The sequence below is a fragment of the Amycolatopsis suaedae genome (assembly GCF_004214935.1).
In the GTDB taxonomy this organism is placed as follows: domain Bacteria; phylum Actinomycetota; class Actinomycetes; order Mycobacteriales; family Pseudonocardiaceae; genus Amycolatopsis; species Amycolatopsis suaedae.
In genome coordinates this window covers 389,849-415,656 of record NZ_SFCC01000006.1, presented here as the reverse complement: position 1 = coordinate 415,656, position 25,808 = coordinate 389,849, and the positions used below count along the sequence as shown (strand labels likewise).

The following is a 25,808-nucleotide window of genomic DNA, read 5'->3' as shown; positions in this document are numbered from 1 at the left end:
GAACACGTCGCCCTATGCGCAACAAATCCCACACTCCGAAGCGTCCCCGGCGGGGGCGCTGCCGCACGTGGCCTGGAGGTTCCCCGCGATGGTCGCCAACCCCCGCGTCGTCCTGATCGGAGCCGGCATCGTCGGCTGCGCGCTGGCCGACGAGCTGACCGAACGCGGCTGGACCGACGTGACGGTGCTCGAACAGGGCGACCTGTTCACCACCGGCGGGTCCAGCTCGCACGCACCCGGTCTGGTATTCCAGACCACCGGCTGCCGCACGATGACCGAGTTCGCCAAGTACACGGTCGCCAAGTACACCTCGCTCACGCTCGACGGCCAGTGGTGCTTCCAGCAGCTGGGCGGGCTCGAGGTGGCGACGACGCCCGAGCGCTGGGCGGACCTCAAGCGCAGGCACGGCTGGGCGACGTCCTTCGGCGTGCGCAGCTACCTGCGCGATCCCGAGGAGTGCGCGCAGCTGCACCCGCTGCTCGACCGGGAGCGGGTGCTGGGCGGCTTCCACATTCCCAGCGACGGGCTGGCCAAGCCGCTGCGGGCGGCCGAGGCACAGGCCCGGCGGGCGATGGACCGCGGTGCGCGCTTCCTGTCCAGGCAGAAGGTGGTCGCCATCGAGCGGGCGGCCGGCCGCGTCACCGGCGTGCGCACGGAGTCCGACCACTTCCGTGCCGACATCGTCGTGTCCTGCGTGGGCATGTGGGGGCCGATGATCGGGCGGCTGGTCGACCTCACCGTGCCGCTGGTGCCGATGGCGCACCAGTACGCGAAAACCGACCCGCTGCCGGTGCTCGCCGGGCACAACGACGACCATTCCGAGGCCAGCAAGCCGATCCTGCGGCACCAGGACGCCGACCTCTACTTCCGCGAGCACAACGAACGGCTCGGCATCGGCGCCTACGGGCACCGGCCGATGCCGCTCCCACCCGAGCAGATCGCCGACCCGCTGACCTCCCCCGGTATGCCGTCGGAGCTGGCGTTCACCCCGGACGACTTCGACGAGTCCTGGCAGGCGGCGACCGAACTGCTGCCCGTGTTGCGGGACACCAAGGTCGCCGAGGGCATCAACGGCCTGTTCTCGTTCACCGCCGACGGCATGCCGCTGCTGGGCGAGCACCCGGACCTGGAGGGCTTCTGGGTGGCCGAGGCCGTGTGGATCACGCACTCGGCCGGCGTCGCCAGGGCGATGGCGGAGTGGATGGTCGACGGTCAGCCCAACCTCGACCTGCACGGCTGCGACCTGAACCGGTTCGAGCAGGTGCAGCTCGCCCCGGACTACGTCATGGAGCGGGCGTGCCGCAGCTTCGTCGAGGTGTACGACGTGCTGCACCCGCTGCAGCCGATCGAGCGACCCCGGCCCCTGCGTACCAGCCCGTTCTACGAGCGGCAGGCCGAACTGGGGGCGTACTTCCTGGAGGCGAGCGGCTGGGAGCGCCCGCAGTGGTACGAGGTCAACGCCGGCCTGCCGGAGGTTGAGCGGGTGCCCGCCCGCAACGACTGGGCGGCGCGGTTCTGGTCCCCGATCGCCGGTGCGGAGGCACTCGTCGCCAGGGAACGGGTCGCGTTGTTCGACATGACCGCGCTGCGCCGGATGGAGGTCAGCGGCCCCGGTGCGCTGGCGTTCCTGCAGGCGCTCACCACGAACCAGCTCAACCGCAAGCCCGGCGCGGTCACCTACACGCTGATGCTCGGCGAGGAGGGCGGCATCCGCAGCGACCTGACCGTCGCCCGGCTGTCCGACGAGCTGTTCCAGGTCGGCTTCAACAGCCCGCTCGACCTGGACTGGCTGCGCAGGCGGCTGCCCGGTGACGGCAGCGTGCACCTGCGCGAGGTCACCGCGGGGACCTGCTGCATCGGGCTGTGGGGGCCGCGGGCGCGGGATCTGCTGCAACCACTGTCCACAACGGACTTCTCACATCAGGCGCTCGGTTACTTCAAGGCGACCAGGGCGTTCGTCGGCGATGTGCCGGTCACCGCGATGCGTCTGTCCTATGTGGGCGAACTGGGCTGGGAGCTGTACACCACGGCGGATCTGGGCAGGCGCCTGTGGGACACGCTGTGGGAGGCGGGCCAGCCGCACGGCGTCATCGCCGCGGGCCGGGAGGCGTTCAACAGCATGCGGCTGGAGAAGGGCTACCGCTCCTGGGGCACCGACATGACCACCGAGCACGACCCGTACGAGGCGGGCGTCGGGTTCGCGGTGCGGATGAACAAGGGCTACTTCACCGGCAGGGAGGCGCTGGCCGGGCGGTCTGCCGAGACCGTCACGCGCCGCCTGACGTGCCTGACCTGGGCTGATCCGTACTCGGTCGTGCTGGGCAACGAGCCGGTGTACGCCGACGGCAGGCCCGCCGGGTACGTGACCAGCGCCGGCTACGGCTACACCATCGGCCGCAACATCGCCTACGCGTGGCTGCCCGCGGAGGCCTCCACGCCGGGACGGCAGGTGGAGATCGAGTACTTCGGGGAGAGGATCCCGGCGGTGGTGTCGGAGGAACCGCTGTTCGACCCCGAGATGACCCGGTTGAGGAGCTGAGATGACGACGACGGACCTTCCCCCGAGCCTGCTGTCCACGCTGCCGGGCGAGTACTACGTCAGCCCGGAGATCTTCACCCGCGAGCAGGAGCGGGTCTTCGAGACGATGTGGTTCTGCGCCGTCCGTTCCGCCGACCTTTCCGCGCCCGGCGACTTCCGCACGGTGCAGGTCGGCAGGGAGAGCGTGCTGATCACGCGTAGCCGCGACGGTGCGCTGCGGGCGTTCCTCAACATCTGCAGGCACCGCGGGGCGCGGCTGTGCACCGAGGAGAGCGGGTCGGTGCGCCGGTCGTTCCAGTGCCCGTACCACGCCTGGACCTACGGCCTGGACGGCAAGCTGGTCGCCGCGCCGAACCTGGCGAACATGCCCGACATCGACCGTAACCAGTACGGGCTGAACACCGTGCACCTGCGAGAGTGGCTGGGCTACGCCTGGGTGTGCCTCGCCGACGAACCACCGTCCTTTGTGGACACAGTGGAGCAGGCGGTGACCGACCGGCTCGGCGACGCGACCGCCATCGAGGGCTACCAGATCACCGGACTGGAGCTGGGCAGGCGGATCAGCTACGACGTCAAGGCGAACTGGAAGCTCATCATCGAGAACTTCATGGAGTGCTACCACTGCGCCACGATCCACCCGGAGCTGACCGAGGTGCTGCCCGAGTTCGCCGACGGCTACGCGGCGCAGTACTACGTCGGCCACGGCGCCGAGTTCGGGGAGGAGATCGAGGGCTTCACCGTCGACGGCAGCGCGGGCCTGGGCAGGCTCGACGGGGTCGCCGAGGACCAGGACCGCCGGTACTACGCCATCACCGTGCGGCCCCAGGTGTTCATCAACCTGGTGCCCGACCACGTGATCTTCCACCGGATGTTCCCGCTGGCCGCCGACCGGACGCTCGTCGAGTGCGACTGGCTGTACGCGCCCGAGGTGGTCGCGTCCGGCAAGGACCTGTCCCGCTCGGTCGAGCTGTTCCACCGGGTCAACCAGCAGGACTTCGACGCCTGTGAACGCTGCCAGCCCGCGATGGCGTCGCGCGCCTACGCCGAGGGCGGCGTGCTCATGCCGTCGGAGCACCACATCGTGGAGTTCCACGACTGGCTGCGTAAGCAGATCTGAGGCCAGGCACAAGCACGTGAAGGCCACCTTCACCACGTCTCACGTAATGAAGGTGGCCTTCACGTGCTTTGGGGCTCAGGTGAGCAGGAAACGGGCCAGCTCGTCGACGTCCACGTCGGCCGCGCCGTCGACGACCCGCCACGGGGACAGCCACGACGCCGCGGCCAGCTCGTCGTAGACGAGTCCGCAGCGTTCCTGCAGCGCGTCGTCGGACTCGTAGGCGTCCTTCGCCCGGTCCGCCTCGGTGGCCGCGCGGTTCTCGGCGCGAGCCGCGGCCACCTCGCGGGGCACCCGGAGCAGGATCTGCACGTCCGGGACGGGCAGGCCGAACCGCTCGATCTCCAGCTCACGCACCCAGCGCACGACCTCGCCACCGGCACCCTGCCGCAGCCGGGCCGCGTTGTAGGCGGCGTTGGACGCGACGTACCGGTCGAGCAGGACGACGTCGTGCGTGGCCAGCTCGGCCCGCAGGTCGTCGAGGGCGCCGCGGCGGTCCAGGGCGTAGAGCAGCCCCATGCCGTAGACCGAATCGGCGACGTCGCCGTGCTGACCGTGCAGTGCCTCTCGCAGCAGGTCGGCGTGCACGCTGCGGCCGTACCGCGGAAACGCCTCCGTGCCGACGGTCGCACCGCGATCGTGCAGCGCCTTGGTGAGCCGGTCGGCCATCGTGCGCTTGCCGGCGCCGTCCAGGCCTTCGATCACCACGAGCCGTCCCACTGTCACAGCACCTCCATGCCGTTCGCCTTCGCTGCTTCCGCCTGCCGGTGGTCCCGGGTCACCATCGCCACCCGCCGGCCCCTCGCCAACCGCGACGTGTCGTGCATCGCCACGGCGAGATGGATGGCGTCCAGGGCACGCAGGGTGTAGTTGTCCGACACGAGGCGCCACGCCGCCGGCATGACGACTCGGGGCTCCAGCGGCACGACGCTCAGCGAACCGGAGGACGTCACCTCCTGGTCGAACAGGCGAATCGCCTCCTTGGCATACAGAAACCGCCCACTGTTGCGGGCCCTGGCCATGGCACTGGCGAACTCGACCCTGGTGAGCTCACTCGTGATGACGAGATCCTCGTTGTCGAGCAGCAACTTCGCCAACTCGTCGTGCTCGGGTTCGTCCGGCATGAATGCCCGGACGACGGCGCTGGTATCGGCGTACAGGACGGTCACCAGCCCTCACCTCGCGCCTCGTTGAGAGCATCGCTCACCGCTGTGCCCGACCCACGGGCGAGTTCATCGAACTCATCCCGGCTCATCGTCTGACCCACCGGCTCGAAGGACAGCAACTTGCCCTCGGCGATCAGCCGTGCCTTCCGTTCCTGCGGGGATTCCTCCTGGCCTACCGCGGCGCGCAGCAGCTCCACGACGAACTCGTTGACGCTGCGGCCCAGGTCCTCGGCCTTCGCCTTGACCTGAGCGTGCAGCTCGTCGTCGAGGCGAGTGATCATCTGTTTCACGACCACCATGCTATCGCACACAATAATGCGATAGCATGGTGGCCTATGCCGCTATCACTGGCTCAGTAGCGGTAGTGCTCCGGCTTGAACGGGCCCTCGACGTCGACGTCGATGTACTCGGCCTGCTCCTTGGTGAGCTTGGTCAGCTCGCCACCCAGCGCGTCGAGGTGGATCTTGGCCACCTTCTCGTCGAGCTTCTTCGGCAGCCGGAACACCTCCTTGTCGTACTCCTCGTGCTTGGTGAACAGCTCGATCTGCGCGATCACCTGGTTGGAGAAGCTGTTCGACATCACGAACGACGGGTGGCCGGTCGCGTTGCCGAGGTTGAGCAGGCGGCCCTCGGAAAGGACGATGATGGAATGGCCGTCCGGGAAGACCCACTCGTCGACCTGCGGCTTGATGTTGATCCGCCGGATGCCCGGGTAGCGGGCGAGGCCTGCCATGTCGAGCTCGTTGTCGAAGTGGCCGATGTTGCCGAGGATCGTCTGGTGCTTCATCCGGGCCATGTGCTCGACCATCACCACGTCCTTGTTGCCGGTGGTGGTGATCACGATGTCGGCCTCGGGCAGCGCCGACTCCAGGGTCTTGACCTGGTAACCGTCCATCGCCGCCTGCAGGGCGCAGATCGGGTCGATCTCGGTGACGATCACCCGCGCACCCTGGCCTGCCAGCGACTCGGCGGCACCCTTGCCGACGTCGCCGTAACCACAGACGACGGCCACCTTGCCGCCGATCAGCACGTCGGTACCGCGGTTGATGCCGTCGATGAGCGAGTGCCGGATGCCGTAGCGGTTGTCGAACTTCGACTTGGTGACGGCGTCGTTGACGTTGATCGCCGGGAACAGCAGCTCACCCGCGGCCGCGAGCTGGTACAGCCGCAGCACACCGGTGGTGGTCTCCTCGGTGACGCCGAGGACGTTCTCGCCGATCTTGGTCCACTTGCCGCTGTCGGCGGCCAGGGACTCCTTGAGCAGGCCGAGGAAGACCTGCCACTCCTCTGGGTCGTCGTCCTGCGCGGGCGGCACGACACCGGCCTTCTCGAATTCGGTGCCCTTGTGCACCAGCATCGTGGCGTCGCCACCGTCGTCGAGGATCATGTTCGGCCCGGCGCCCTGCCAGGTGAGCATCTGCTCGGTGCACCACCAGTACTCCTCCAGCGTCTCGCCCTTCCAGGCGAAACACGGGATGCCCTTGGGCTCCTCGGGAGTGCCGTGCGGGCCGACGACGACCGCGGCCGCGGCGTGGTCCTGTGTGGAGAAGATGTTGCACGAGGCCCACCGGACCTCGGCCCCCAGCGCCACCAGCGTCTCGATCAGAACGGCCGTCTGCACGGTCATGTGCAGTGAGCCGGAGACGCGGGCGCCGCGTAGCGGGTACACCTCGGCGTACTCCCGGCGCAGGGCCATCAGGCCCGGCATCTCGTGTTCGGCCAGCCGGATCTCCTTGCGGCCGAACTCGGCGAGGCCGAGGTCGGCGACGGCGAAATCGATCCCGTTGCGGGTCTGCAGCCGCGCGGCAACGCTTTCGGGGGGCATAAGGCGGTTCCTCCAAGGCTCGCTTACAGCCGAACAGTACCGTGTTCGCCCTGTGCCTCCCCAAGGCCGAACGACCCCCGGTTAGGAGAAATTCACGTGGTCATGCCCGGCCCGGACACCCGTGTCGTCGAGCTGCGCGTACCAGGGCTGATCGGCACGACCGGTGAGTCGCTGCTGGACACGTTCAGCACGGTGGACGTCGCGGGCGACGGCGTCGGCAGGTTCATCCGGCCGGCCGACCGGCTGCGCAGGCCCGCGCCCGGTCCGGTCCTGCCAGCCCTGTCCAGGTCGATCCCCCGGGTGCTGGAGGGCTACCTGTGGAGCGGCATGACCTCGGGCGGCGCGGCCAAGGCCACCTGGGCGCTGCTGTTCCCGTTCTCCCTGGCCAACGTGACCTACTGGATGCTGCCGCCGGTGCCCCGCGGCAGCAGGGTCGCCGCCGCGCTCAACCACGTCTGCCACGGGCTGCTGCGGCTGGCGGCCGTGTTGCTGACCATGCTGCTGGTGGCCCAGCTCGGTGTCGTCACGCTCGACCTGCTCGCGTCGCAGTGCCTCGCCCCCGGCGCCGGCTGCCTCAAGGCGGCCCCGGACTGGCTGCGGGAGTCCGAACGGCTCCGCCTGGCCATCGGCCTGCTGCCGCTGCTGGCACTCATCCTGGTGTTGCACCAGGTCTCGGCGACGAACTGGACCGTCGACAAGCCGTCCCCGCCGCCCGACGGCCGGTCCGGGCTGCCCGGCGACTCGCTGCGCACCGACCCGGACACCCCGCTGCTGCGGGCACTGCACACGGTCGCCGCGCTGGCCTGCGCCGCGGTACTGGCACTCGGCGGGCCGCTGCGCATGCCCGACCGGACGGTCGACGCCGTGGTCTGGACGACCGCCCTGGTCCTGCTGGGCCTGTGCCTGCTGGCGGCACTGGCCGCCCCCGCCGACCCGGGCCGCTGGGTGCGGCGGATCGCCGTCGGCCTCGGTATCGCGCTGGTGGTGGCCCCGGTCGTCACCGGGCCGGCCATGCCCACCGTGCTGCCCGGCACGCAGGGCACGGTGGAAGGCCTCGGCGCGGCGCTGATCGTCGTGTCGGTGCTGTTCTCGCTGGTACTGGTACCGGCGGCGCTGCTGGCCCGGCCGACGTGGAAGGTGCTGCCCCGGCGGCTCCGCCCGTGGGTCGGCGGCTGGGCGGCGGCGCCCGCGCTGGTGCTGGCCGGCCTGATCGGCGGCGGGTTCGGCGCCGGGTTCGCCGTGGCCGTGCGCAGGCTGCTCGGGCAGGACGACCTGCTGCTGCCGCGCAGCTACACGGTGGTCACCATCCTGTGGGGTGGCGGCATCCTGGTCGCCGCCGTGCTGGCCGTGTTCGGCTTCGCCGTCGCCGTGCCGCTGCGGCGGCGCAAGCGTGGCGTGCCCGCCATCGTGCGGATCCTGCAGGACCGCCCTACCGACCAGCCGGACGCCGCCGCCGCGTGGGCCCGGTCGGCCTGGGAACGGCGCAGGCTGCACCAGGTGGTGCTGGCCGTCGTGGTGGCGATGTCGGTGGCCGTCATCGCGCTGCTGACCGCCCGGTTCACCGCACGGGCGCTACCCGGCTGGCTCACCCCGCTGTCCGCCGTCGGCGTCGTCGCGCTGGGCGCGCTGGCCGCCGGTCTGCTGCGGGTCGTCTACACCGCCGCACGCAGTCCCGAACGCAGCAGGCACCTCGGTGCGCTGGCCGACCTGGTCTGCTTCTGGCCGAGGAGCACCCACCCCGCGGTGCCGCCGTGTTACGCGCTCAAGGTCATCCCCGAGCTGATGGCACGGACGAAGGAACACCTCGCCGAGCCGAACACGAGGGTGGTGCTGGCCGGGTACAACCTGGGCGGGCTGCTGGCCGTCATGACCGTCGCGCGCCTGGCCGAGGAACTGCCCGACGAGGACCTGGAACGCGTCGGCGTGCTGACCGCCGGGTCACCACTGCAGTGGGGTTACCAGCGTGCCTTCCCGACGGTGCTGCCGCACGTGGCGCTGGCCGAGCTGTACGGGCGGCTGGACGGGCGCTGGCGCGGGCTGTGCCGGGGTACCGACACGTTCGGCGGCGGCGTGACGACCTGGCGGCACCAGGTGACCGACGGGAAGCTGGTCGGGGTCGGCTACTGCACCGACGGCAGCGTCGGGCCGCTGGAACCGGCCGCCCCCGGGCCGACGGGCGCGCTGGTGCTCGGCGGCGACCACTGGCTGCCCGACCCGATGCGCAGGCCCGAACCGGGCCGCCGGTGGGCAGCCGGCGTGCGCAGGCACGCCGACTACCTGGCCGACCCCGAGTGGGACCGCGCCGTCGCCACGGCGGCCGGGCTGGAGCGCCCCGGCCGCCGCTTCCCCGAGCAGGGTCTGCTGTTCCCGTAGGGCTACTTCTTCGGGTCGGCACCCTCGACCGGGAGCGGGGTCTCCGTCGCCTGGCGCTTGCCCAGCAGGGAGTGCCTGCGGCCGTAGACGAAGTAGACCACCACGCCCAGCGCCATCCAGGCCAGGAAGCGCAGCCAGGTCAGCACCGTCAGGTTCAGCATCAGCCACAGGCACGCGATGATCGCCACGATCGGCAGTACCGGGACCCACGGCACGCGGAACGCCCTCGGCAGGTCCGGCCGCATCTTGCGCAACGCGATCACACCGGCCGACACCAGCACGAACGCGAACAGCGTGCCGACGTTGACCATTTCCTCCAGCTTGTCGGCCGGGAAGAACGTCGCGGCGGCTGCGACCAGGATCGCGACCATCAGCGTCGCGTTCTTCGGCGTCTTGCGCTCACCGGTCTTGGCGAGGCCACGCGGCAGCAGGCCGTCCCGCGACATGGCGAAGAAGACGCGGATCTGGCCGAGCATCAGCACCATGACCACGGTGGTCAGGCCGGCCAGAGCGCCGATGGAGATGATCGTGGCCGCCCAGTCGACGCCGTTGGCGGCGAACGCGGTGGCCAGCGTCTTGCGGTCGGGCGAGCCGTCCGCCCGGGTCCCCGTCGACAGCTCGGTGTAGTTCACCATCCCGACGACCACCAGCGCGACCGCGACGTAGAGCACGGTCACGATGCCCAGCGAGCCGAGGATGCCCCTCGGGACGGCCTTCTGCGGGTTGCGGGTCTCCTCGGCGGTGGTCGCCACGATGTCGAAGCCGATGAACGCGAAGAACACCAGCGAGGCACCGGCGAGCAGGCCGAACATGCCGAACGTGCTGCCCGTGCTACCGACCAGGGTGGAGAACAGCGACTGGTCGACACCGCTGCCGGACGGCCCGGCCGGTTCCGCCGGCGGGACAAACGGGGTGTAGTTCGCGGCCTTGATGTAGAACACGCCGAGGATCACGACGAACAGCACCACGGCGACCTTGATCGCGGTGATCACCATCGACACCCGCGACGACAGCTTCGTGCCCAGCGCGAGCAGCGTCGCCAGCACCACGACCAGCACGAGCGCGCCCCAGTCGACGGTGATGCCCGCGATCTCGGCGGTCGTGCGCACAGTGTCGCCGAAGAGGTAGCCGAGCACCGTCTCCAAGTAGACCGACCAGCCCTTGGACACCGCCGCGGCGGCGACCGCGAACTCCAGCACCAGGTCCCAGCCGATGATCCACGCGACGAACTCACCGAACGTCGCGTAGGCGAACGTGTACGCACTGCCCGCGACCGGGACGGTCGAGGCGAACTCGGCGTAGCAGAGCGCGGCCAGCGCACACGCGATGGCGGCCAGCACGAACGCCACCGAGACCGACGGGCCGGCGAAGTCACCGGCGGTACGCGCGGTGAGCGTGAAGATGCCCGCACCGATCACCACGGCGACGCCGAAGACCGTCAGGTCCCAGGCACTCAGATTCCTGCGTAGCTTGGTATCCGGTTCGTCCGTGTCCGCAATGGACTGTTCGACCGTTTTGGTGCGCCACAAACCCGTGCCGGGCACCTTTGCCCTCCTCTGCCGTTCGGGTGGAAACTCGCTCACCCTAACGGGGAACTACGCGAGGGCGCGGTCCAGGTCGGGCTCGAGATAGATCAGCCGCGCCGCCGGGACCTTGGCCCGCACCCGCTGCTCGGCGTCGTCGATGGCCCGCGCGATCTCGTCCATCTCCAGGCCGGGATCCAGCGCCAGCTTCGCCGCGACCAGCAGCTCGTCCGGGCCGATGTACTGGGTCCGGATGTGGATCACGCGCTGCACCTTGCCCGCCGCCAGCTCGTCGACGATGGTGTCCAGCTCGGCGTCGGTCGCGCCCTCACCGATCAGCAGGCTCTTCATCTCGATGATCAGGATGATGGCGATGACGGCCAGCAACGCACCGATCATCAGGGTGCCGATGCCGTCCCAGACCGGGTCGCCGGTGATGACCGACAGGCCGACGCCGATCAGCGCGAAGATCAAGCCGAACAGCGCACCCGCGTCCTCCAGCAGCACGACCGGCAGCTCCGGCGTGCGCGACTGGCGGATGAACGCCCACCAGCCGGCGTCCCCCTTGATCTTCTTCGACTCGACGATGGCGGTGTAGAAGCTGTAGGTCTCCAGGCAGATGGCCACCACCAGGATGGCGATCGCCACCAGCGGCGAGGTCAGCTCGTCGGGGTGGGTCACCTTGTGGACGCCCTCGTACAGCGCGAACGCCGCACCGAGGGTGAACAGCATCAGGGCGACGATGAACGAGTAGAAGTAGCGGTCCCGGCCGTAGCCGAACGGGTGCTCCTTCGTCGCACGCCGCTGGGAGGTCTTCTTCCCCAGCAGCAGCAACGCCTGGTTGGAGGTGTCGGCGACCGAGTGCACGGCCTCGGCGATCATCGACGACGAGCCCGTGATCGCGAACCCGACGAACTTGGCGATCGCGATACCGGCGTTCGCTCCCAGCGCCGCCAGGATCGCCTTGGTTCCACCGTCAGCTGCCACCGCTCACCCTCCCAGTCCGGTATGTCGGGGTGCAGCCTAGAGGGAACTAGTCGGCGCAGGTGCCCGGGGTGGCCCGGAACAGCTGGACGGCGTCACCGCCGACCGGGACCAGCTCGACGGCCGGATCGGACGCCGCGAGCCACAGCGACTGGCCCCGCCCGAGCTCCAGTTCGGTGCCGTCCAGCGCCCGGACCCGCACGCGCCCCTGGGTGCACAGCAGGATCTGCGGGCCGGCCGGTTCGACGGCCACACTCTGCCTGTCCCGCTCGGTCCACTCGAAGCGCGACAGCTCGAACTCCGGCGCGTCGGTGTGGTACACGGCCGCCCGCTGCCCCGGCTCGGGCAGCTGGACCGGCATCCCCTCGCAGCGGAAGTCGACGACCCGCAGCAGCTCGGGGACGTCCACGTGCTTGGGCGTCAGGCCGCAGCGCAGGATGTTGTCCGAGTTCGCCAGGATCTCGACGGCCGTGCCCCGCAGGTAGAGGTGCAGGTTGCCGGCGGGCAGGTAGATGGCCTCGCCCGCGCGCAGCACCAGGCGGTTCAGCAGCAGCGCGGCCAGCACACCGGCGTCTTGCGGGTGTGCCTCGCCCAGCTCCAGGATCGTCCGGCACTCCAGGTCGAACTCGCCCCGCTCCTTGACGTGCAGGACGCAGGCGTCCAGCACCTCGGGCAGCAGCTCGTCGAGCGTGGCCTGCGGCAGCGTGATCCACGTGGTGAACAGCGCGCGGAGCCCGTCGGAGTCGGGCTGGGCCGACAGCAACTGGGTGTACTTGGCCAGGCCGGGCGTCTCGATGGCGTTCAGCAGTTCGACCGTGCGGTGCGGGTCGCGGAACCCGGCGAGGGCGTGGAACTCGGTGAGCGCGCAGACCAGCTCCGGCTTGGCCGTCGGGTCCGGGTAGTTGCGGTTGGCGGCGTCGCGCGCGATCCCGGCGGCTTCCTCCCTGGCGTACCCGGCCGCGGCCTGCTCGGCGGACGGGTGGGCCTGCATCGACAGCGGCTCCTCGACGGCGAGGATCTTCAGCAGGAACGGCAGCCTGCCGTCCCAGCGCCGCGCGCACTTCTCGCCGAGCTGCCCGAGCGGGTCGGCCTCGACCACCTCAAGCAGGCTGCGCTCGACACCGTCCGGCCCGACCACGTGTGAGGGGTCACCCGGGTGGGCGCCCATCCACAACTCGGCCTCAGGGTGCGGCGCCGGCACCGGGCGGCCCTGCAGCTCGGGGATGATCGTCCTCGATCCCCACGCGTAGGGCCGCACAGCATTGCGCAGCAGCTCCACCTGAACTCAACTCCTCTGACCGGGTCCGTTGCCGGACGACACGGCCGACCAATCTATCGTCCCGCGGACCTCAGGCCGTCACGGGCGCGTACCGGCCGCTGCCCCAATACTCCCAGCAGCCAACCCGAGAAATACCGAAGCCAGTTCCAGTCGCAGCGCCAGCACGGCGGCGCGGGTGGGCTCGTCGGACTCGAACTCCTCGGCGGGAGCGAGCACGTCGACCCCGGTGAGCAGGTCTTCTGCCTCGTGCCGCAGGGCGTCCGGCCCCGGGCCGGAGCGGACCGACAGCAGCAGCACCCGCGGCTGCGGCAACCCGGCCGGGTCGGTCGGGTCCGCGAAGATGTCCCGCTCCGTGGTGCTGCCCACGGCGGCCCGGTGCAGGACCGGGCGGGTCAGTGCCTGCCGGTAGTCGGAGACGTCACACACGACGGCCGCGTGCATGGCGAACGCGTGCGCACCGTGCGCGGCCACCGCGCGGGCCACCGGGTCGAGCCCCCACAGCAGCGGTGTGTGCTCGGCCACCCGCAGCGCCAGCGCCTTCGCCGGGTTGACGAACGACTCGTGGGCCAGGTGGTTCTTCTCCGCCTCGGCGTCCAGCCGGTCGGCCAGGTCGACCAGGTTGGCGACCAGCAGGCCCAGGGCGTTGGCCGCCAGCAGCCCGGCGGTCAGCGCGCGGGGAAACGTCAGCTCGGCCGGTACCGGGATCCGGGGCGTGAGGAGGATGCCCTTGCCCGCGATCGAGGCGGCCACCGGCCCCTCCGGGGGCGCGGACAGCACGACCGTGGCGCCGTAGCGCACGGCCCGCTCCAGCGACGCCGCCAGCTCCCGGTCACCGGGGTCGTCGGTGTGCCCGACCACGACGTCGAGCGTGCCGATCCAGCCGGGCACCGTGTCGCTCACCACGACCGGCACCGGGCAGGCCGGGGAGAGGAGGGCGGCGAGCAGCTGCGTCGCCGTCCGGCTCACGCCGGGCCGGACCAGCAGCACGAGTGCACGCGGCCTGCCGACGTCCAGCCGGTCGGCCAGCTCCAGCTCGGCCGCCAGCTCGGTGGTCGCGCGGACCTGCGCGCCCGCCATCGCGGTCGCCCGCAGCAGGCCGGCCGAATCCGCCTCGGCCAACCGCGCCGGGTCGTCGAGCAGGGTGTCGTCAAGCACCATCGTGCTCAGCAGAGTCCTTGCCCCCGTCTGCCTCGTCGAGCAGCAGCACCGGGATGCCGTCGCGGACCGGGTACACCCGGCCGCAGGAGGTGCAGGTCAGCGCGTCGGCCTGCGGATCGTCGGGTGTGCCGACCCGCAGTGGGGCGTGATCCGGCGATGGACAGGCCAGGATCTCCAGAAGCTGCTCGTCAAGCGTGACCGCCATGCCTAATCCTTACCATCCGAGGCCCTGACGATGGCCAGCACCTCGTCGGCCAGAGCGGAGACCGCGGCCGCGTCGGCGGCCTCGATGTTGAGCCGCAGCAGCGGCTCGGTGTTGGACGGGCGCAGGTTGAACCAGGAACCGTCGGCCAGCTGCACGGTGAGGCCGTCCAGCTCGTCGACGGCCGTACCGGCCCGGGAGCCGAACGCGTCCTTGACCGCCAGCAGCCGCGCGGCCTGGTCGTCGACCGTCGAGTTGATCTCGCCGGAGGCCGCGTAGCGGGTGTAGTCGGCGGTCAGCGCGGACAGCGGCTGGTCCTGCTCGCCCAGCGCGGCGAGCACGTGCATCGCGGCCAGCATGCCGGTGTCGGCGCGCCAGAAGTCGCGGAAGTAGTAGTGCGCGGAGTGCTCGCCGCCGAAGATCGCGCCGGTGGCGGCCATCTCCTGCTTGATGAACGAGTGCCCGACCCGTGTCCGCACCGGCTTGCCGCCGTGCTCGGTGACGATTTCCGGCACCGCCTTGGACGTGATCAGGTTGTGGATGATCGTCCCGCCCGGCTCCTTGGCCAGCTCGCGGACGGCGACGAGCGCGGTGATCGTGCTCGGCGGCACCGGCTCGCCCCGCTCGTCGACGACGAAGCAGCGGTCGGCGTCACCGTCGAAGGCGAGGCCCGCGTCGGCGCCGACCTCGCGGACCTTGGCCTGCAGGTCGACGATGTTGGCCGGGTCCAGCGGGTTGGCCTCGTGGTTCGGGAAGCTGCCGTCCAGCTCGAAGTACATCGGCACGATCTCGATCGGCAGGCCGTCGAACACCGACGGCACGGTGTGCCCGCCCATGCCGTTGCCCGCGTCGACGACGATCTTGAGCGGTCGGCTGCCGGACAGGTCGACGAGCGTGCGCAGGTGGGCGGCGTAGTCGGCGAGGACGTCCCGCTCGGTGACGATCCCGCGGGCACCGGCGAACTCGGGGACGCCCTGCTCGACGGTGTCGCGGATCTCGCCGAGGCCGGAGTCCTGGCCGACCGGGGCCGCGCCCGCGCGGCACAGCTTGATGCCGTTGTACTTCGCCGGGTTGTGGCTGGCGGTGAACATGGCGCCGGGCAGGTTCAGCGAGCCCGACGCGAAGTAGAGCTGGTCGGTGCTGGCCAGGCCGATCGACACGACGTCGAGGCCCTGGGCGGTGACCCCCTCGGCGAACGCGGCCGCGAGGCCGGGCGAGGAGTCCCGCATGTCGTGGCCGATCACCACCGACGACGCGGTGTCGGACTTGATCAACAGGGCGAAGGCGGCACCGATGTCCCGCACCACGTCGGCATCGAGTTGCTCACCGACCACACCCCGGATGTCGTACGCCTTCACGATCCCCGACAGGTCTGCCACGCCTTCTCCCGTATCCCTCGACGGTGCTGCGCGCTGAGCCTACCGGCGGGGGCGCCGCACTCCAGGTGCGGCCAGGCACGTATTTCAGGTGCGGCCGGGAAGGACCCGCAGATGTCCCCTGCGGCCGGACGGGCCGTCGTGCTCGGGTGGCGGCGGCTGGCGGTCCGGCCTGCCCGCCTCGCGCACGGCCTCGGCCAGCGCGGTCAGCTCGTCGCCGGACGGCTCCGGCGCGGCGAACTCGCCCTCGTGCCGCACGACCTCCCAGCCCCTCGGCGCGGTCAACCGCAGCGCGTGCTCCTCGCACAGGTCGTAGGAGTGCGGCTCGTGGACCGTCGCCAGCGGTCCCACCACTGCGGTGGAGTCGCTGTAGGCGTAGGTCAGCGTGGCGACAGCGGGCTCCATACACCCGGTCCGCGAACACTTTCGTACGCTCGGCACAAGGTCAGACGATAGCGCCTTTCCCCCTGCCGGGTCTGCAGGCGCACCGGAGCGGCTCGCATCTCACGGATACGGAGCAATGGGTAGGCTGTCGGGTCGTGGCCATGGCTCGTAGTTCCCGACACCGGCCCCGTGCGCGGCGCGACCGGCACGGGCGTGGGTTGCGCGGGCCGCTGTACCCGGCGTCGCTACCGGCGGCGACCAGCAGGGCGGAGAAGTTCGACCAGCTGGTACTCGACGCGCTGGAGCCGATCGAGGCCCGCTGGCGGCACGAGCTGACCAAGCTCGACGTGGCCGTCGACGACGTCCCGGAGATCCACCCGCCGCACCGGCCCGCCAACACCGAGGGCGTGCTGCACGACGGCCAGGTGCCGCTGTCGCGGCTGGTGCCGGCCGGGGTCGACCGGGCCGGGCTGCCGACGCGGGCCCGGATCGTGCTGTACCGCCGTCCCCTGGAGGCCAGGGCGAAGGATCCGGCGGAGCTGGCCGACCTGGTGCACGACGTGCTGGTCGAGCAGGTGGCCGGCTACCTCGGCGTGGAGCCCGACGTCATCGAGGGCGACTGACGCTCCGTTCAAGGCACGTGAAGGCCACCTTCATCACGTGACGAGCGAGGCAGTGGGCTCGACGCGCACCCGCTGTGGCTGATGATGCTGCCGTGACTTCCGATGCCAGCGGGACAACTGGGACCGCGTGAAGGCCGATTTTCTGTCGCCAGACGTGATGAAGGTGGCCTTCACGTACCCGCGCGAACGCCGCGCGGGCGCACCTGCCACACCGGCACCAGCAGGCACATCTGCATCGCCGACCACCACGAACGAGACAACACTCCCGGCCCGCCGCCACCAACGGCACCTTCCGTGCGCGTTACGCAACCACAGCGCCCTTGCCAACGCCCCCGGCCAGGCCTCAAGGCACGTGAAGGCCACCTTCACCACGTCACACGTAATGAAGGTGGCCTTCACGTGCTTTTCCGGGTCCTGTCACCGGCCTCGCGGATGGCACGTGAGGGCACGGCGGTGAGCAGGCAGAACAGCAACGCCGCCACCTGACCGAGCAACAGCAGACCGTGGGCGGTGTCCGGGTACTCGACGACTACCTCCGCCTGCCGCGTCGGCACCGCGACTGCCACCTGGTGGCCCCACGCCGGAACCAGCGACACCGGCCTGCCGTCGACCGTCGCCCGCCAGCCCGGCTCCAGCTCGGCCGCCAGCACCAGCAGCCGCCCGTCGGGACCGTCGGACACCCGCACCCGCACGTCCGGCAGCCGCGCGTCGACCAGCGCGGTCCCCGCGACCGACGCGTCCGGCGACTGCACCTCGGGCAGCCTGCCGTTGACCGAACGGTGCGCCAGCTCCGGTGAGATCAACACGACCTGTCCCGCCGCGGGAGTCAGCCGCAGCACCGCCCGCCCGTCGGCGGTGGGCGCGGCGGGGGTGACCAGGTCGCCACCGGCGGCCAGCTGCGCGCTGCCGTCGACGCCCGGCGGCAGCACCACCAGCAGCACGCCGTTCGCGGCCATGCCCAGCAACGCGTCCTGGGTCGCGTGCCGCTCGGCGACCAGCAGCCGCGTCTGCCAGTCGGCCAGCCTGGCGGCGGCGCCGTCGACCAGCGGCAGGCCGTCGTCACCCCAGTGCGGGAGCCGCCCGGCGGTCAGCCTCGGCGGATCACCGAGCACGAACACGGACCGGCCACTGCCGGCCACGTCGGCGGGCAGCGACGCGGTCAGCTCGGTGCCGTGGCCCGCGCGAACGGGCCCTTCGCCACCGGCCAGCACCACCCCGGCGGCGAGCACGGCGACGGTCAGCCCGCCGGCGACGACCGCCACCTTCGGCATCCGGAGCCCGGTCGCCGTCCGGCTGACGGCCGCGAGCACGACCCAGAGCAGTCCGGCGCCGGCCAGCACCAGCGGCACGCCGGCATGCGCCGCCGCGGCCGGTCCACCCGCGGGCGGGGGCAGCGCGACCGTGCCGACCGCGACGGCGGCTGCCCCGCCGACGGCAGCGACCCCGAGCCCGGGCAGCAGCCACTTTCCCGGCCGCAGCACGGCGGCCACCAGCGCGGCGACCACCACCGCGAGTCCCACCGGCAGGGTTCCGTCGCCACCCGGGTCCAGCCCGAGCAGCTCACCGGCCACCGGAGCGACCCCCGGGCCGCCCATGCCGTGCAACATCAGCGCCGGATGACCGATCAGGGTCGGCAACCACGGCAGCAGCAACAACAGCGAGGCCAGCACGACGGTCACCACCGCCGCGGCCCGCCTGCGCAGCGGGCCGTCCGAGGGCAGCACCACGAACCCGGTCAGCAACACGAGCAACACCAGACCGAGCGCGAGCGGGGAGAACGCGCCGAGCACCGCACAGCCGATCGCGCAGTGGACGGCGCCGTGCAGCCACCGCCGCCCCGAACCGGCCAGCACGCCGGCCACCCCGGCCAGCACGAGCGGCAGCACCAGGTGCACCACGACGACGTCCAGCCTGCCCTGCGCGACGGCACCGGTGGCCGCGGGCAGCATCGCGTACGCGGCGGCCACCGCGGCCCTCGGCCAGCGGCCCACCCGCAGCTTCCGGGTGGCCAGGTACGCGGTGAGTGCGGACAGCGGCAGCTGCCCCAGCAACAACACGGCGACCAGCACGGACGGTCCACCGAGGACGGCACCGAACATCCCGAGCAACGCCAGCGCCGGTGACGCGGCCGCGGCCGTCCCGCCACCGACCGGATGCCAGCTCCGCAGGTAGGCCGACCAGACCTCGGCCAGGTCGCCCGCGGGCAGCAGCCGCCCGCCGCTCAGCTCCAGGCCGAGCCGATGGCCGTTGACCAGCAACCCCAGCACGGTGAGCGCGACGACCAGCACGACCGGCGGCGCCAGGACGGTGGCGGCCAGCACCCGGCGGCGGTCGACCTGGACGAACACCAGCTCCCGTTCGGACGTCCTCGGGCCGGGCGAGGGCCGGGGTTTCTCCTCGGCAGGCTCGGGTTCGGGCGCGGGTACCGGCACCGCGACGACGCCCGCGGACCGGGAGCCACCGGGCCTGCGCAGCCCCGGGGCCCGCACACGCGTCGTGCGCCGGACGCCAGCGGGCAACGCGTCGGGGCCGACCGGGCGGGGCCGCTCACCGGAATCCAGGCTCTCCGGCGGAATCCATGCCGTCTGGCTGCTCTCCGGGTCCGGTTCGGGCAGGCGGCCCAGCGCGGCCTCGCTGGCCAGCCGCTTGGTCACCAGTGCCAGCACGGCGGTCTTCGTGGCGTTACGCAGCCGGGTCAGCCTGCTGGTGAGCAGGCCACGGGCCGCGCCACCGTCCCGTTCGGCCGCCCGGCGCGCGCGAGCCTGCCGCAGGGCCGCCCTGCCGCTGAGCAGGTAGCCGACGGCCGCGAACTCGCCCCGCGCCCGCGCGCCGCGGCGCACCAGCGCGAACCCCAGCCCCCGCAGCACACACAGCAGCACCAGCCGCGGAACGCCGATCCAGAACGACAGGGCCGAGCAGTTGACCAGGAACGTCCGCAGGCCGAGCGCGCGGTCGGCCGCGGCGACGCCGACCGGCAACGCGGTCGCCTCCCGCCTGCCGGTGCTGACCGCCCGGACGTGCCGGACCCGGGCGGCGGGAACGGACAGCACGACCCGCCCGGCCGCGTTGGCCCGCCAGCCGAAGTCGATGTCCTCCCGCAGCAACGGCAGTTCGGTGTCGAACCCGTCGAGTTCCTCCCACAGGCGGCGCGACACCAGCGCACCGGCGCTGGGAACGGCGAGCACCTCGGTGCTCTGTCCCGGCCGCTCCTCCAGGCCACCCGCCACGGACTGCCGGTGCCCGGAGGCGTCGGTCGACAGCCCTGCCTCGACGACCAGCCTCGGGTCCGCCCAGTCCAGCGCGATCGGCCCGAGGACACCGGCCAGCGGCGACGGCTCGGCCGCCTTCAGCAGGGTGTCCAGACAGTCCGGCTCGGGCGCGCAGTCGTCATGCAGCAACCACAGCCACTCGCCCGGGTCGCCCCAGCGTTCGGTCGCGTACTCGACGGCCGCGGCGACGGCTTCCGCGAAGCCGGTTTCACTCGATAGTGTGACGATCGCGTCGATCGCCGGACCGCTGGCGCCGGCGGCCGCGGCCGGATCGGCTGCTTCGGTCAGCAGATGCGGTGTCCGGTCGGCGGAGCCGGTGTCGACGGCCACGACGTGCCGTGGCCGTACGGTGCTGCGCCGCAACGCCGACAGCGCGAGCGGTAACCAGGCATCTCCGTTGTGACACACGAGAACCGCCAGCACGGGCGCGGTCCTCGGCGAGGAAACGGACGTAGCTGGCGTGCGGGGCACAAACCCTCCAGAAGGGCACGGACTGGGTGGCCGAAATACCGTCGAAGACCGACGTTTCGGCCACCCTACGTCCGGTGTGCCCGCGGCCTCACTCCAGGCCCCGCGCCACAGCGTCCATAGTGGACCCTGAACTCAGACGGCGCGCTTCTTCAGCTTGCGCCGCTCCCGCTCGGACAACCCACCCCAGATGCCGAAGCGCTCATCGTGCGCCAGGGCGTACTCGAGGCACTCGTCCTTCACCTCGCAGCCCTGACAGATCCGCTTGGCCTCACGGGTCGAGCCACCCTTCTCCGGGAAGAATGCCTCGGGGTCGGTCTGCGCGCACAAGGCGCGCTCCTGCCACTCCTGCTCCTCGGACTGGTCGAACAGATCAGTGAGAACTCCCAGCTCCTGCTCCGGGTGTTCAGCCCACTCCACCTGCCCCCAATCCCTTCCATCGACGTCCAACCGCACGTCCGCCTCCTCGCTTCCACGCACTCCCAGGCTGGCGGTACTGCCCAGTGCAGCGGTGAAATCCCCGCTGTACCTTGGAAAAACCCTCGACGGCCTGCGCGGGTGTCCGGCCCGGCGCCGTCCCCGTCGTGGGCGGTGTCACTTGCCGTTCCCCTTTACTGCTGCGGCTAATGACATTGATGTGATTACACCCGTGTAATCGGGTCAGGTCAAGCTGAGTACCGAGTTTGGGGGATACAACGGCCCGATCGCGCAAGCGGACACGCCGAACGGACCGTTGGCAAACACGAGATCGCTCGCGGGTGGGCCTCTCGGCGACAGGTGGGGCAGACAGGGCAGACTGGACACGTGCAACGTTCAGCGGTGCGACCCAGTCCCCTCTTCTACATCATCGTGGCCGTGACCATCGTCGGCGGCGTGCTGGTCACCCTGCAGTCGCCACTGGAGCTGGTCCAGTACGGCAACGTGATCACCGTCGACAGGGAGCCGCAGCCGCTCGGCACGGCGGGCATCGTGCTGCTCGTCCTCGGCGGCTGGGCGGTATCGCTGATCCTGCATGAGTTCGGCCACGCCTTCGTCGCCTACAAGGGCGGCGACCACGAGGTGGCGATCAAGGGCTACCTGTCGATGGACATCCGGCGCTACACCGACCCGGTCTTCTCCATCGTCCTGCCGCTGCTGATCCTCGTCATCGGCGGCGTGCCACTGCCCGGCGGCGCCGTGTGGATCAACCAGTGGGCGCTGCGGTCGCGTGCGGTCGCGTGCCGGGTGTCGCTGGCCGGTCCGCTGAGCAACCTGGCACTCGGCATCCTGCTGACCGCGGCGGTCGTACTGATCGACATGCCCGCCGGACTGCTGATGGGCCTTTCCTACCTGGCGACGCTGCAGATCCTGGCCTTCGTCCTCAACATCCTCCCGGTGCCCGGACTGGACGGCTACGGCGCGATCGAGCCGTACCTGTCGCCGCAAGCACGTGAGTTCGGTGCGAAGGCAAGGCCGTGGGCGCCGCTGATCCTGTTCGCACTGATCTTCGCCGTCCCGCAGGTCGGCTACGCGCTGTGGGACGTCACCCACTTCATCTTCGGACTGGCCGGCGGCGAGGAAGTCTTCTCGAACTGGGGCCAGTTCGCCTTCATGTTCTGGAAGAATCTCTGACCAACCACTTGTCGGCCCGCTTGCGGACCCGGCGCAGACCAGACCGCTCGCCGAGGTAGTCACCGGCCATCCCGACGACCGGGAGCATGCCGAGGGCGCGGTGGTAGAAGCGGCCCCTCGGCCGCTTCTCCAGCTCGTCCACGATGGACAGCAGCGAGCGGCCCAGCCGCCACAGCGTGCGGGCGACCGCTTTGAGGGTCACCTTGCCGTGCTTGCGCCTGGAGTCGGTGATCTCCTCGGTCAGCTCCTCGGTCCGGCCGTCCTCCGCGGAGGCGTCGTGTGCCGCGTCCTTGCCTGCCGCCAGCACGGGGTCGATCTCGCGTTCGAACAGCACCCACGCGATCAGCCGCACCCGGTCGCCGAGCTCGGTGCGGCCGTGCTCACCCGCGATGGCACACAGCAGCAGGCCCTGCGCCGCCGCGCCGAGCGTGTCCTGCACCGGCAGCCGGTCAGCCAGCGCGCCGCCCAGGCCGGGGATGGACGTGATCAGCGCGGTGAAGCGGCCGACCCGGTTGACCCACCAGTCGGTGCGCTGCTCGGCGTCCATGGCGGCCCACGCCTCGGTGCCGGGCACCTTGACCGTGGTCAGGCCGTTCAGCAGCTTGTCCCGCAGCTTGGGCTCCACCTCGGCGAGTTCGGGTTCGTCCGCCCTGCGCTGCGCCCTGGCCAGCAGGCCGAACGGATCGGAGTCCCGCAGCCCGTCCAGCATCGGGCCGCACGCCCGCGCGAACGGCCGCAGTACCCGCACCACCTGCTCGTCGGAGATCGCCTCAGCCACGTCCGCTCGCCACCCTCTCCCATGCCATCGCCCTGCCCAGCGCGACGGCCCCGGGCAGGGCACCGCCGGCCAGCAGCAGCAACGAACGCCAGTCCTCGATCAGTACCCGATCGCCGCCGGGACCGAACGTGCCGAGCACCACTACCGTCAGCCCCCACAGCGCCAGCGGTGTCCAGGCCAGCCTGCTGCCGGCGACCTTGGCCGTCTGCAGCACCAGCAGCGGCATGGTCACCATGGCCAGCACGACGGTGAGCGGGGCGGGCGCGTCGCCGAGCTGCGGCAGCAGCCTGCCGTCCAGGCGCAGCGGCAGGTAGAACAGCTCGATCGCCGCCAGCAGGACGGCGTCGACCAGCAGCAGGGCGAACAACGCGGTGCGGTTCACGGTCGCAGTCCCTCGAACAGGTCGGTCCGGGCGCCTGCCTCGCCGCGGGCCAGCACGAAGTGCTCGGTGGCCGTGATCGGCTGGATGATGTCGTTGGACAGCGCGAACCAGTCCTCGCCCACGGTGATCTGGGTGGCGTGCGCACGCAGCGCGGCGACTTTCGCGGGCAGAAGCCGGGTCACGTCGACGACCGTGTCGATGTCCTCGTCCGGGGTCGTCGGCAGCTCGTCGTCGGCGGCCACCCGGAACGGCAGCTCCGGGCGCTCCCGCAGCCCGGCGAGGCCGGTGGCGACGGCACCGGCCGAGGAAACCGTGTGGAACACCCTGCGCACCGACGGTGCCGACTCCGTGGCCGCCATGGTGATCCGGTGTGCGCGGATGTGGTCGGGGTGGCCGTAGCCGCCGTTGGCGTCGTAAGTGACGACGACCTGCGGCCGGACCTCGTCGATCACGGCACGCAGCTGGGCGGCCTGCTCGCCGGCGTCGCCGCCGGTGAACGCCCTCGGGTGATCGGCCGACAGCGTCCCGGCCATGCCGGAGTCACGCCACCGGCCGATGCCGCCGAGCTGGTGGCGTTCGGTGACGCCGAGTGCCGCGCAGGCCGCGGCCAGCTCGCCGTCGCGGTAGCCCCCGAGCTGGTCACCCGCCCACGAGCCCAGCTCGGCCAGGTGCGGCGGGATGATCTCCCCCTCCTCGCCGAGTGTGCAGGTCACCAGCACCACGCGGACTCCCCTGGCGGCATAGACGGCCATCGTGCCGCCGGTGGTCAGGGTCTCGTCGTCGGGGTGGGCGTGGACCAGCAGCAACGTGTGGGGTTCAGGTGAACTCACGTCCCGGATTCTAAGGTCGGATAACGCTCTGTCGATAATTTGCCTCGGCCCGACCAAGGTTTGGGCCACCTCGGCTATCCTCGCGCGAGCTATACGTACCCCACGAGGGCTGAAGGGAACTCGGCGTGAGCACAGAGGCGACCACGGCTACAACCGGCGGTTCCGGTTCCATCCTGTCCATCTCGGACCTGCACATCACCTTCAACACCGAGGACGGCATCGTCGAGGCGGTGAAGGGGATCGGGTTCGACGTGGCGCCGGGCGAGATCGTCGCGGTCGTCGGTGAGTCCGGTTCGGGCAAGTCGGTGACGTCGATGTCCGTGCTCGGGCTGCTGCCGAAGACGACCGAGATCGCGGGTACCCGCCGTCTCGAGGACCTCGACCTCGGCGGGATGGGCGACAAGGAGCTGCGCAAGGTCCGCGGCAACGAGATCGCCATGATCTTCCAGGAGCCGATGAGCGCGCTGAACCCGGTGTTCACCGTCGGCTGGCAGATCCGGGAGGCGCTGCGGACCCACCAGGACCTGTCCAAGGCCGCCGCCGACAAGCGGGCCGTCGAGCTGCTCGACATGGTCGGCATCCCGAACCCGCCCGAGCGGTTCAAGCAGTACCCGCACCAGCTCTCCGGCGGTCTGCGGCAGCGCGTGGTCATCGCCATGGCCATCGCCTGCGACCCGAAGGTCATCATCGCCGACGAGCCGACCACGGCGCTGGACGTGACCGTGCAGGCGGAGATCCTGGGCCTGCTGCGCAAGCTGCGGGACACGCTGAACACCGCGATCGTGCTGATCACCCACGACATGGGCGTCGTCGCCGACCTAGCCGACCGCGTCGTCGTGATGTACAACGGCGAGATCGTCGAGCAGGCGCCGGTGCGCGAGCTGTTCGCCAACCCGCGTGAGGACTACACCCGCAGGCTGCTGGCCTCGGTGCCGGTGCTCGGTCAGCGGCCGGAGGGCAGGCGCCTGCTGGAGGACTCCGCCGTCGACGCGGAGAGCGCCGAGGGTGCGAAGATCGCCGAGGAGATCCGGCTGGCCGACGCCGAGCTGGAGTCGCAGATCGAGAAGACCGCGCCGGCGCTGGAGATCAAGAACCTGGTGCTGGAGTACCCCGGCAAGCGCGGTCAGGCGAAGAACCGGGCCGTCGACGACGTGTCGCTGCACATCGACCAGGGCGAGATCCTCGGCCTGGTCGGCGAGTCCGGCTCGGGCAAGTCGACCGTGGGCCGCTGCGCGATCCGGCTGCTGAACCCGACGTCGGGCAGCGTGGCCATCGCCGGGCGCGACATCACCACGCTGTCGGCGAAGGAACTGCGCCCGCTGCGCCGCTACTTCTCCATCGTGTTCCAGGACCCGGCGTCCACCCTGGACCCGAAGATGACCATCGGCGACTCGATCGCCGAGCCGCTGGTGCTGCACCAGGTCGTCACCGGCAAGGCACTGAACGACCGGGTGGTCACCCTGCTGGACAAGGTCGAGCTGGGCGGGCACTACCGCAACCGGTACCCGCACGAGCTGTCCGGCGGTCAGCGGCAGCGCGTGGCCATCGCCAGGGCGCTCGCGCTGGACCCGCAGCTGCTGATCGCGGACGAGCCGACCTCGGCGCTGGACGTGTCGGTGCAGGCGAAGGTGCTCGACCTGTTCCTGGACCTGCAGCAGAGCCTGCAGTTCGCCTGCCTGTTCATCAGCCACGACCTGGCCGTCGTCGACCTGCTGGCCGACCGGGTGGCCGTCATGCAGCACGGCAAGCTGGTCGAGGTCGGCACCCGCGACCAGGTGCTGCACTCGCCGCAGGAGGACTACACCCGCCGCCTGCTGTCGGCCGCGCCGGTGGCCGACCCGGTCCTGCAGGCCGAGCGCCGCAAGGCCTGGGAAGCCGGCAAGCTGGCCCCCGTGGCGGACTGATTCCCCACCCGACGCGAGGT

At 71.0% G+C, this 25,808-nt stretch carries 21 protein-coding genes and 1 pseudogene; 6 read left to right on the top strand and 16 right to left on the bottom strand.

Annotated elements, in window-relative coordinates; all coding sequences use genetic code 11:
• Positions 1–88: 88 nt before the first annotated feature.
• Positions 89–2,539: a GcvT family protein gene (locus EWH70_RS14460; RefSeq protein WP_130475915.1), complete on the top strand. Its 2,451-nt coding sequence runs from the start codon at positions 89–91 to the stop codon at positions 2,537–2,539.
• Between the two features lies 1 nt (position 2,540).
• Entirely contained in the window at positions 2,541–3,656 is a 1,116-nt protein-coding gene (locus tag EWH70_RS14455; protein ID WP_130475859.1) for an aromatic ring-hydroxylating oxygenase subunit alpha, read from the top strand.
• A 75-nt stretch (positions 3,657–3,731) separates the two neighbouring features.
• Here the strand turns inward: EWH70_RS14455 and EWH70_RS14450 are convergent, their stop codons facing one another.
• From EWH70_RS14450 to ahcY, 4 genes are all read right to left on the bottom strand, one after another.
• Positions 3,732–4,373: a dTMP kinase gene (locus tag EWH70_RS14450; RefSeq protein ID WP_130475914.1), complete on the bottom strand. Its 642-nt coding sequence runs from the start codon at positions 4,371–4,373 to the stop codon at positions 3,732–3,734.
• A gap of 2 nt (positions 4,374–4,375) precedes the next feature.
• The gene (locus tag EWH70_RS14445) at positions 4,376–4,822 is read right to left on the bottom strand and encodes a type II toxin-antitoxin system VapC family toxin (protein WP_240686979.1); all 447 of its coding nucleotides are present in this window, start codon (positions 4,820–4,822) and stop codon (positions 4,376–4,378) included.
• Positions 4,819–5,100, bottom strand: a complete 282-nt coding sequence (locus tag EWH70_RS14440; RefSeq protein WP_338078576.1) for a toxin-antitoxin system HicB family antitoxin — start codon at positions 5,098–5,100, stop codon at positions 4,819–4,821. Before EWH70_RS14440 ends, EWH70_RS14445 begins: the two co-directional genes overlap by 4 nt.
• Before the next feature lie 71 nt (positions 5,101–5,171).
• The gene (gene ahcY, locus EWH70_RS14435; RefSeq protein ID WP_130475856.1) at positions 5,172–6,644 is read right to left on the bottom strand and encodes an adenosylhomocysteinase; all 1,473 of its coding nucleotides are present in this window, start codon (positions 6,642–6,644) and stop codon (positions 5,172–5,174) included.
• A gap of 102 nt (positions 6,645–6,746) precedes the next feature.
• Between ahcY and EWH70_RS14430 the strand changes: the two genes are divergently transcribed.
• Positions 6,747–9,017 (top strand): hypothetical protein, encoded by a 2,271-nt coding sequence (locus EWH70_RS14430; protein ID WP_130475913.1) that lies wholly within the window; start codon positions 6,747–6,749, stop codon positions 9,015–9,017.
• Positions 9,018–9,019: 2 nt separating this feature from the next.
• Here the strand turns inward: EWH70_RS14430 and EWH70_RS14425 are convergent, their stop codons facing one another.
• From EWH70_RS14425 to EWH70_RS14395, 7 genes and pseudogenes are all read right to left on the bottom strand, one after another.
• Complete coding sequence (locus tag EWH70_RS14425) at positions 9,020–10,561, bottom strand: amino acid permease (RefSeq protein WP_130475855.1); 1,542 nt, start codon at positions 10,559–10,561, stop codon at positions 9,020–9,022.
• A 51-nt stretch (positions 10,562–10,612) separates the two neighbouring features.
• Positions 10,613–11,527: a cation diffusion facilitator family transporter gene (locus EWH70_RS14420; protein WP_130475854.1), complete on the bottom strand. Its 915-nt coding sequence runs from the start codon at positions 11,525–11,527 to the stop codon at positions 10,613–10,615.
• A gap of 46 nt (positions 11,528–11,573) precedes the next feature.
• On the bottom strand, positions 11,574–12,803 hold the full coding sequence (manA, locus tag EWH70_RS14415; RefSeq protein ID WP_130475853.1) for a mannose-6-phosphate isomerase, class I: 1,230 nt from the start codon (positions 12,801–12,803) through the stop codon (positions 11,574–11,576).
• A 70-nt stretch (positions 12,804–12,873) separates the two neighbouring features.
• A pseudogene (locus EWH70_RS14410) lies at positions 12,874–13,961 on the bottom strand (hypothetical protein).
• Complete coding sequence (locus tag EWH70_RS14405) at positions 13,951–14,166, bottom strand: Trm112 family protein (RefSeq protein WP_130475851.1); 216 nt, start codon at positions 14,164–14,166, stop codon at positions 13,951–13,953. The pseudogene EWH70_RS14410 and the gene EWH70_RS14405 overlap by 11 nt, the downstream one beginning before the upstream one ends.
• Before the next feature lie 2 nt (positions 14,167–14,168).
• The gene (locus EWH70_RS14400) at positions 14,169–15,542 is read right to left on the bottom strand and encodes a phosphomannomutase/phosphoglucomutase (protein WP_130475850.1); all 1,374 of its coding nucleotides are present in this window, start codon (positions 15,540–15,542) and stop codon (positions 14,169–14,171) included.
• 84 nt (positions 15,543–15,626) lie between these two features.
• Complete coding sequence (locus EWH70_RS14395; RefSeq protein WP_130475849.1) at positions 15,627–15,980, bottom strand: DUF3499 domain-containing protein; 354 nt, start codon at positions 15,978–15,980, stop codon at positions 15,627–15,629.
• A 104-nt stretch (positions 15,981–16,084) separates the two neighbouring features.
• On the opposite strand from EWH70_RS14395, the gene EWH70_RS14390 reads away from it, so the two are divergent.
• On the top strand, positions 16,085–16,546 hold the full coding sequence (locus EWH70_RS14390) for a metallopeptidase family protein (protein WP_130475848.1): 462 nt from the start codon (positions 16,085–16,087) through the stop codon (positions 16,544–16,546).
• Between the two features lie 395 nt (positions 16,547–16,941).
• Here EWH70_RS14390 and EWH70_RS14385 read toward each other — a convergent pair whose 3' ends face one another.
• On the bottom strand, positions 16,942–20,238 hold the full coding sequence (locus EWH70_RS14385; RefSeq protein WP_240686978.1) for a glycosyltransferase family 2 protein: 3,297 nt from the start codon (positions 20,236–20,238) through the stop codon (positions 16,942–16,944).
• A 180-nt stretch (positions 20,239–20,418) separates the two neighbouring features.
• Positions 20,419–20,673, bottom strand: a complete 255-nt coding sequence (locus tag EWH70_RS14380) for a WhiB family transcriptional regulator (RefSeq protein ID WP_420809059.1) — start codon at positions 20,671–20,673, stop codon at positions 20,419–20,421.
• 414 nt (positions 20,674–21,087) lie between these two features.
• On the opposite strand from EWH70_RS14380, the gene EWH70_RS14375 reads away from it, so the two are divergent.
• Complete coding sequence (locus EWH70_RS14375; protein WP_130475845.1) at positions 21,088–21,894, top strand: site-2 protease family protein; 807 nt, start codon at positions 21,088–21,090, stop codon at positions 21,892–21,894.
• Here the strand turns inward: EWH70_RS14375 and EWH70_RS14370 are convergent.
• From EWH70_RS14370 to mshB, 3 genes are read right to left on the bottom strand one after another with little or no spacing between them, the layout of a single operon-like run.
• Positions 21,872–22,672 (bottom strand): hypothetical protein, encoded by an 801-nt coding sequence (locus tag EWH70_RS14370; protein WP_130475844.1) that lies wholly within the window; start codon positions 22,670–22,672, stop codon positions 21,872–21,874. The two genes, EWH70_RS14375 and EWH70_RS14370, sit on opposite strands and share 23 nt — an antisense overlap.
• On the bottom strand, positions 22,665–23,054 hold the full coding sequence (locus tag EWH70_RS14365) for a hypothetical protein (RefSeq protein WP_130475843.1): 390 nt from the start codon (positions 23,052–23,054) through the stop codon (positions 22,665–22,667). Before EWH70_RS14365 ends, EWH70_RS14370 begins: the two co-directional genes overlap by 8 nt.
• Positions 23,051–23,860, bottom strand: coding sequence for an N-acetyl-1-D-myo-inositol-2-amino-2-deoxy-alpha-D-glucopyranoside deacetylase (gene mshB / locus EWH70_RS14360; RefSeq protein ID WP_130475912.1), 810 nt, complete (start codon positions 23,858–23,860; stop codon positions 23,051–23,053). Before mshB ends, EWH70_RS14365 begins: the two co-directional genes overlap by 4 nt.
• A gap of 149 nt (positions 23,861–24,009) precedes the next feature.
• Between mshB and EWH70_RS14355 the strand changes: the two genes are divergently transcribed.
• Positions 24,010–25,788, top strand: coding sequence for an ABC transporter ATP-binding protein (locus EWH70_RS14355; protein ID WP_130475842.1), 1,779 nt, complete (start codon positions 24,010–24,012; stop codon positions 25,786–25,788).
• The last annotated feature ends 20 nt before the right edge of the window (positions 25,789–25,808 follow it).

Coding starts and splice junctions, on each gene's coding strand:
- EWH70_RS14390 (WP_130475848.1), top strand. CDS start 16,085: ATGGCTCGTAGTTCCCGACACCGGCCCCGTGCGCGGCGCGACCGGCAC.
- ahcY (WP_130475856.1), bottom strand. CDS start 6,644: ATGCCCCCCGAAAGCGTTGCCGCGCGGCTGCAGACCCGCAACGGGATC.
- EWH70_RS14440 (WP_338078576.1), bottom strand. CDS start 5,100: ATGATCACTCGCCTCGACGACGAGCTGCACGCTCAGGTCAAGGCGAAG.
- EWH70_RS14430 (WP_130475913.1), top strand. CDS start 6,747: ATGCCCGGCCCGGACACCCGTGTCGTCGAGCTGCGCGTACCAGGGCTG.
- EWH70_RS14405 (WP_130475851.1), bottom strand. CDS start 14,166: ATGGCGGTCACGCTTGACGAGCAGCTTCTGGAGATCCTGGCCTGTCCA.
- EWH70_RS14455 (WP_130475859.1), top strand. CDS start 2,541: ATGACGACGACGGACCTTCCCCCGAGCCTGCTGTCCACGCTGCCGGGC.
- EWH70_RS14460 (WP_130475915.1), top strand. CDS start 89: ATGGTCGCCAACCCCCGCGTCGTCCTGATCGGAGCCGGCATCGTCGGC.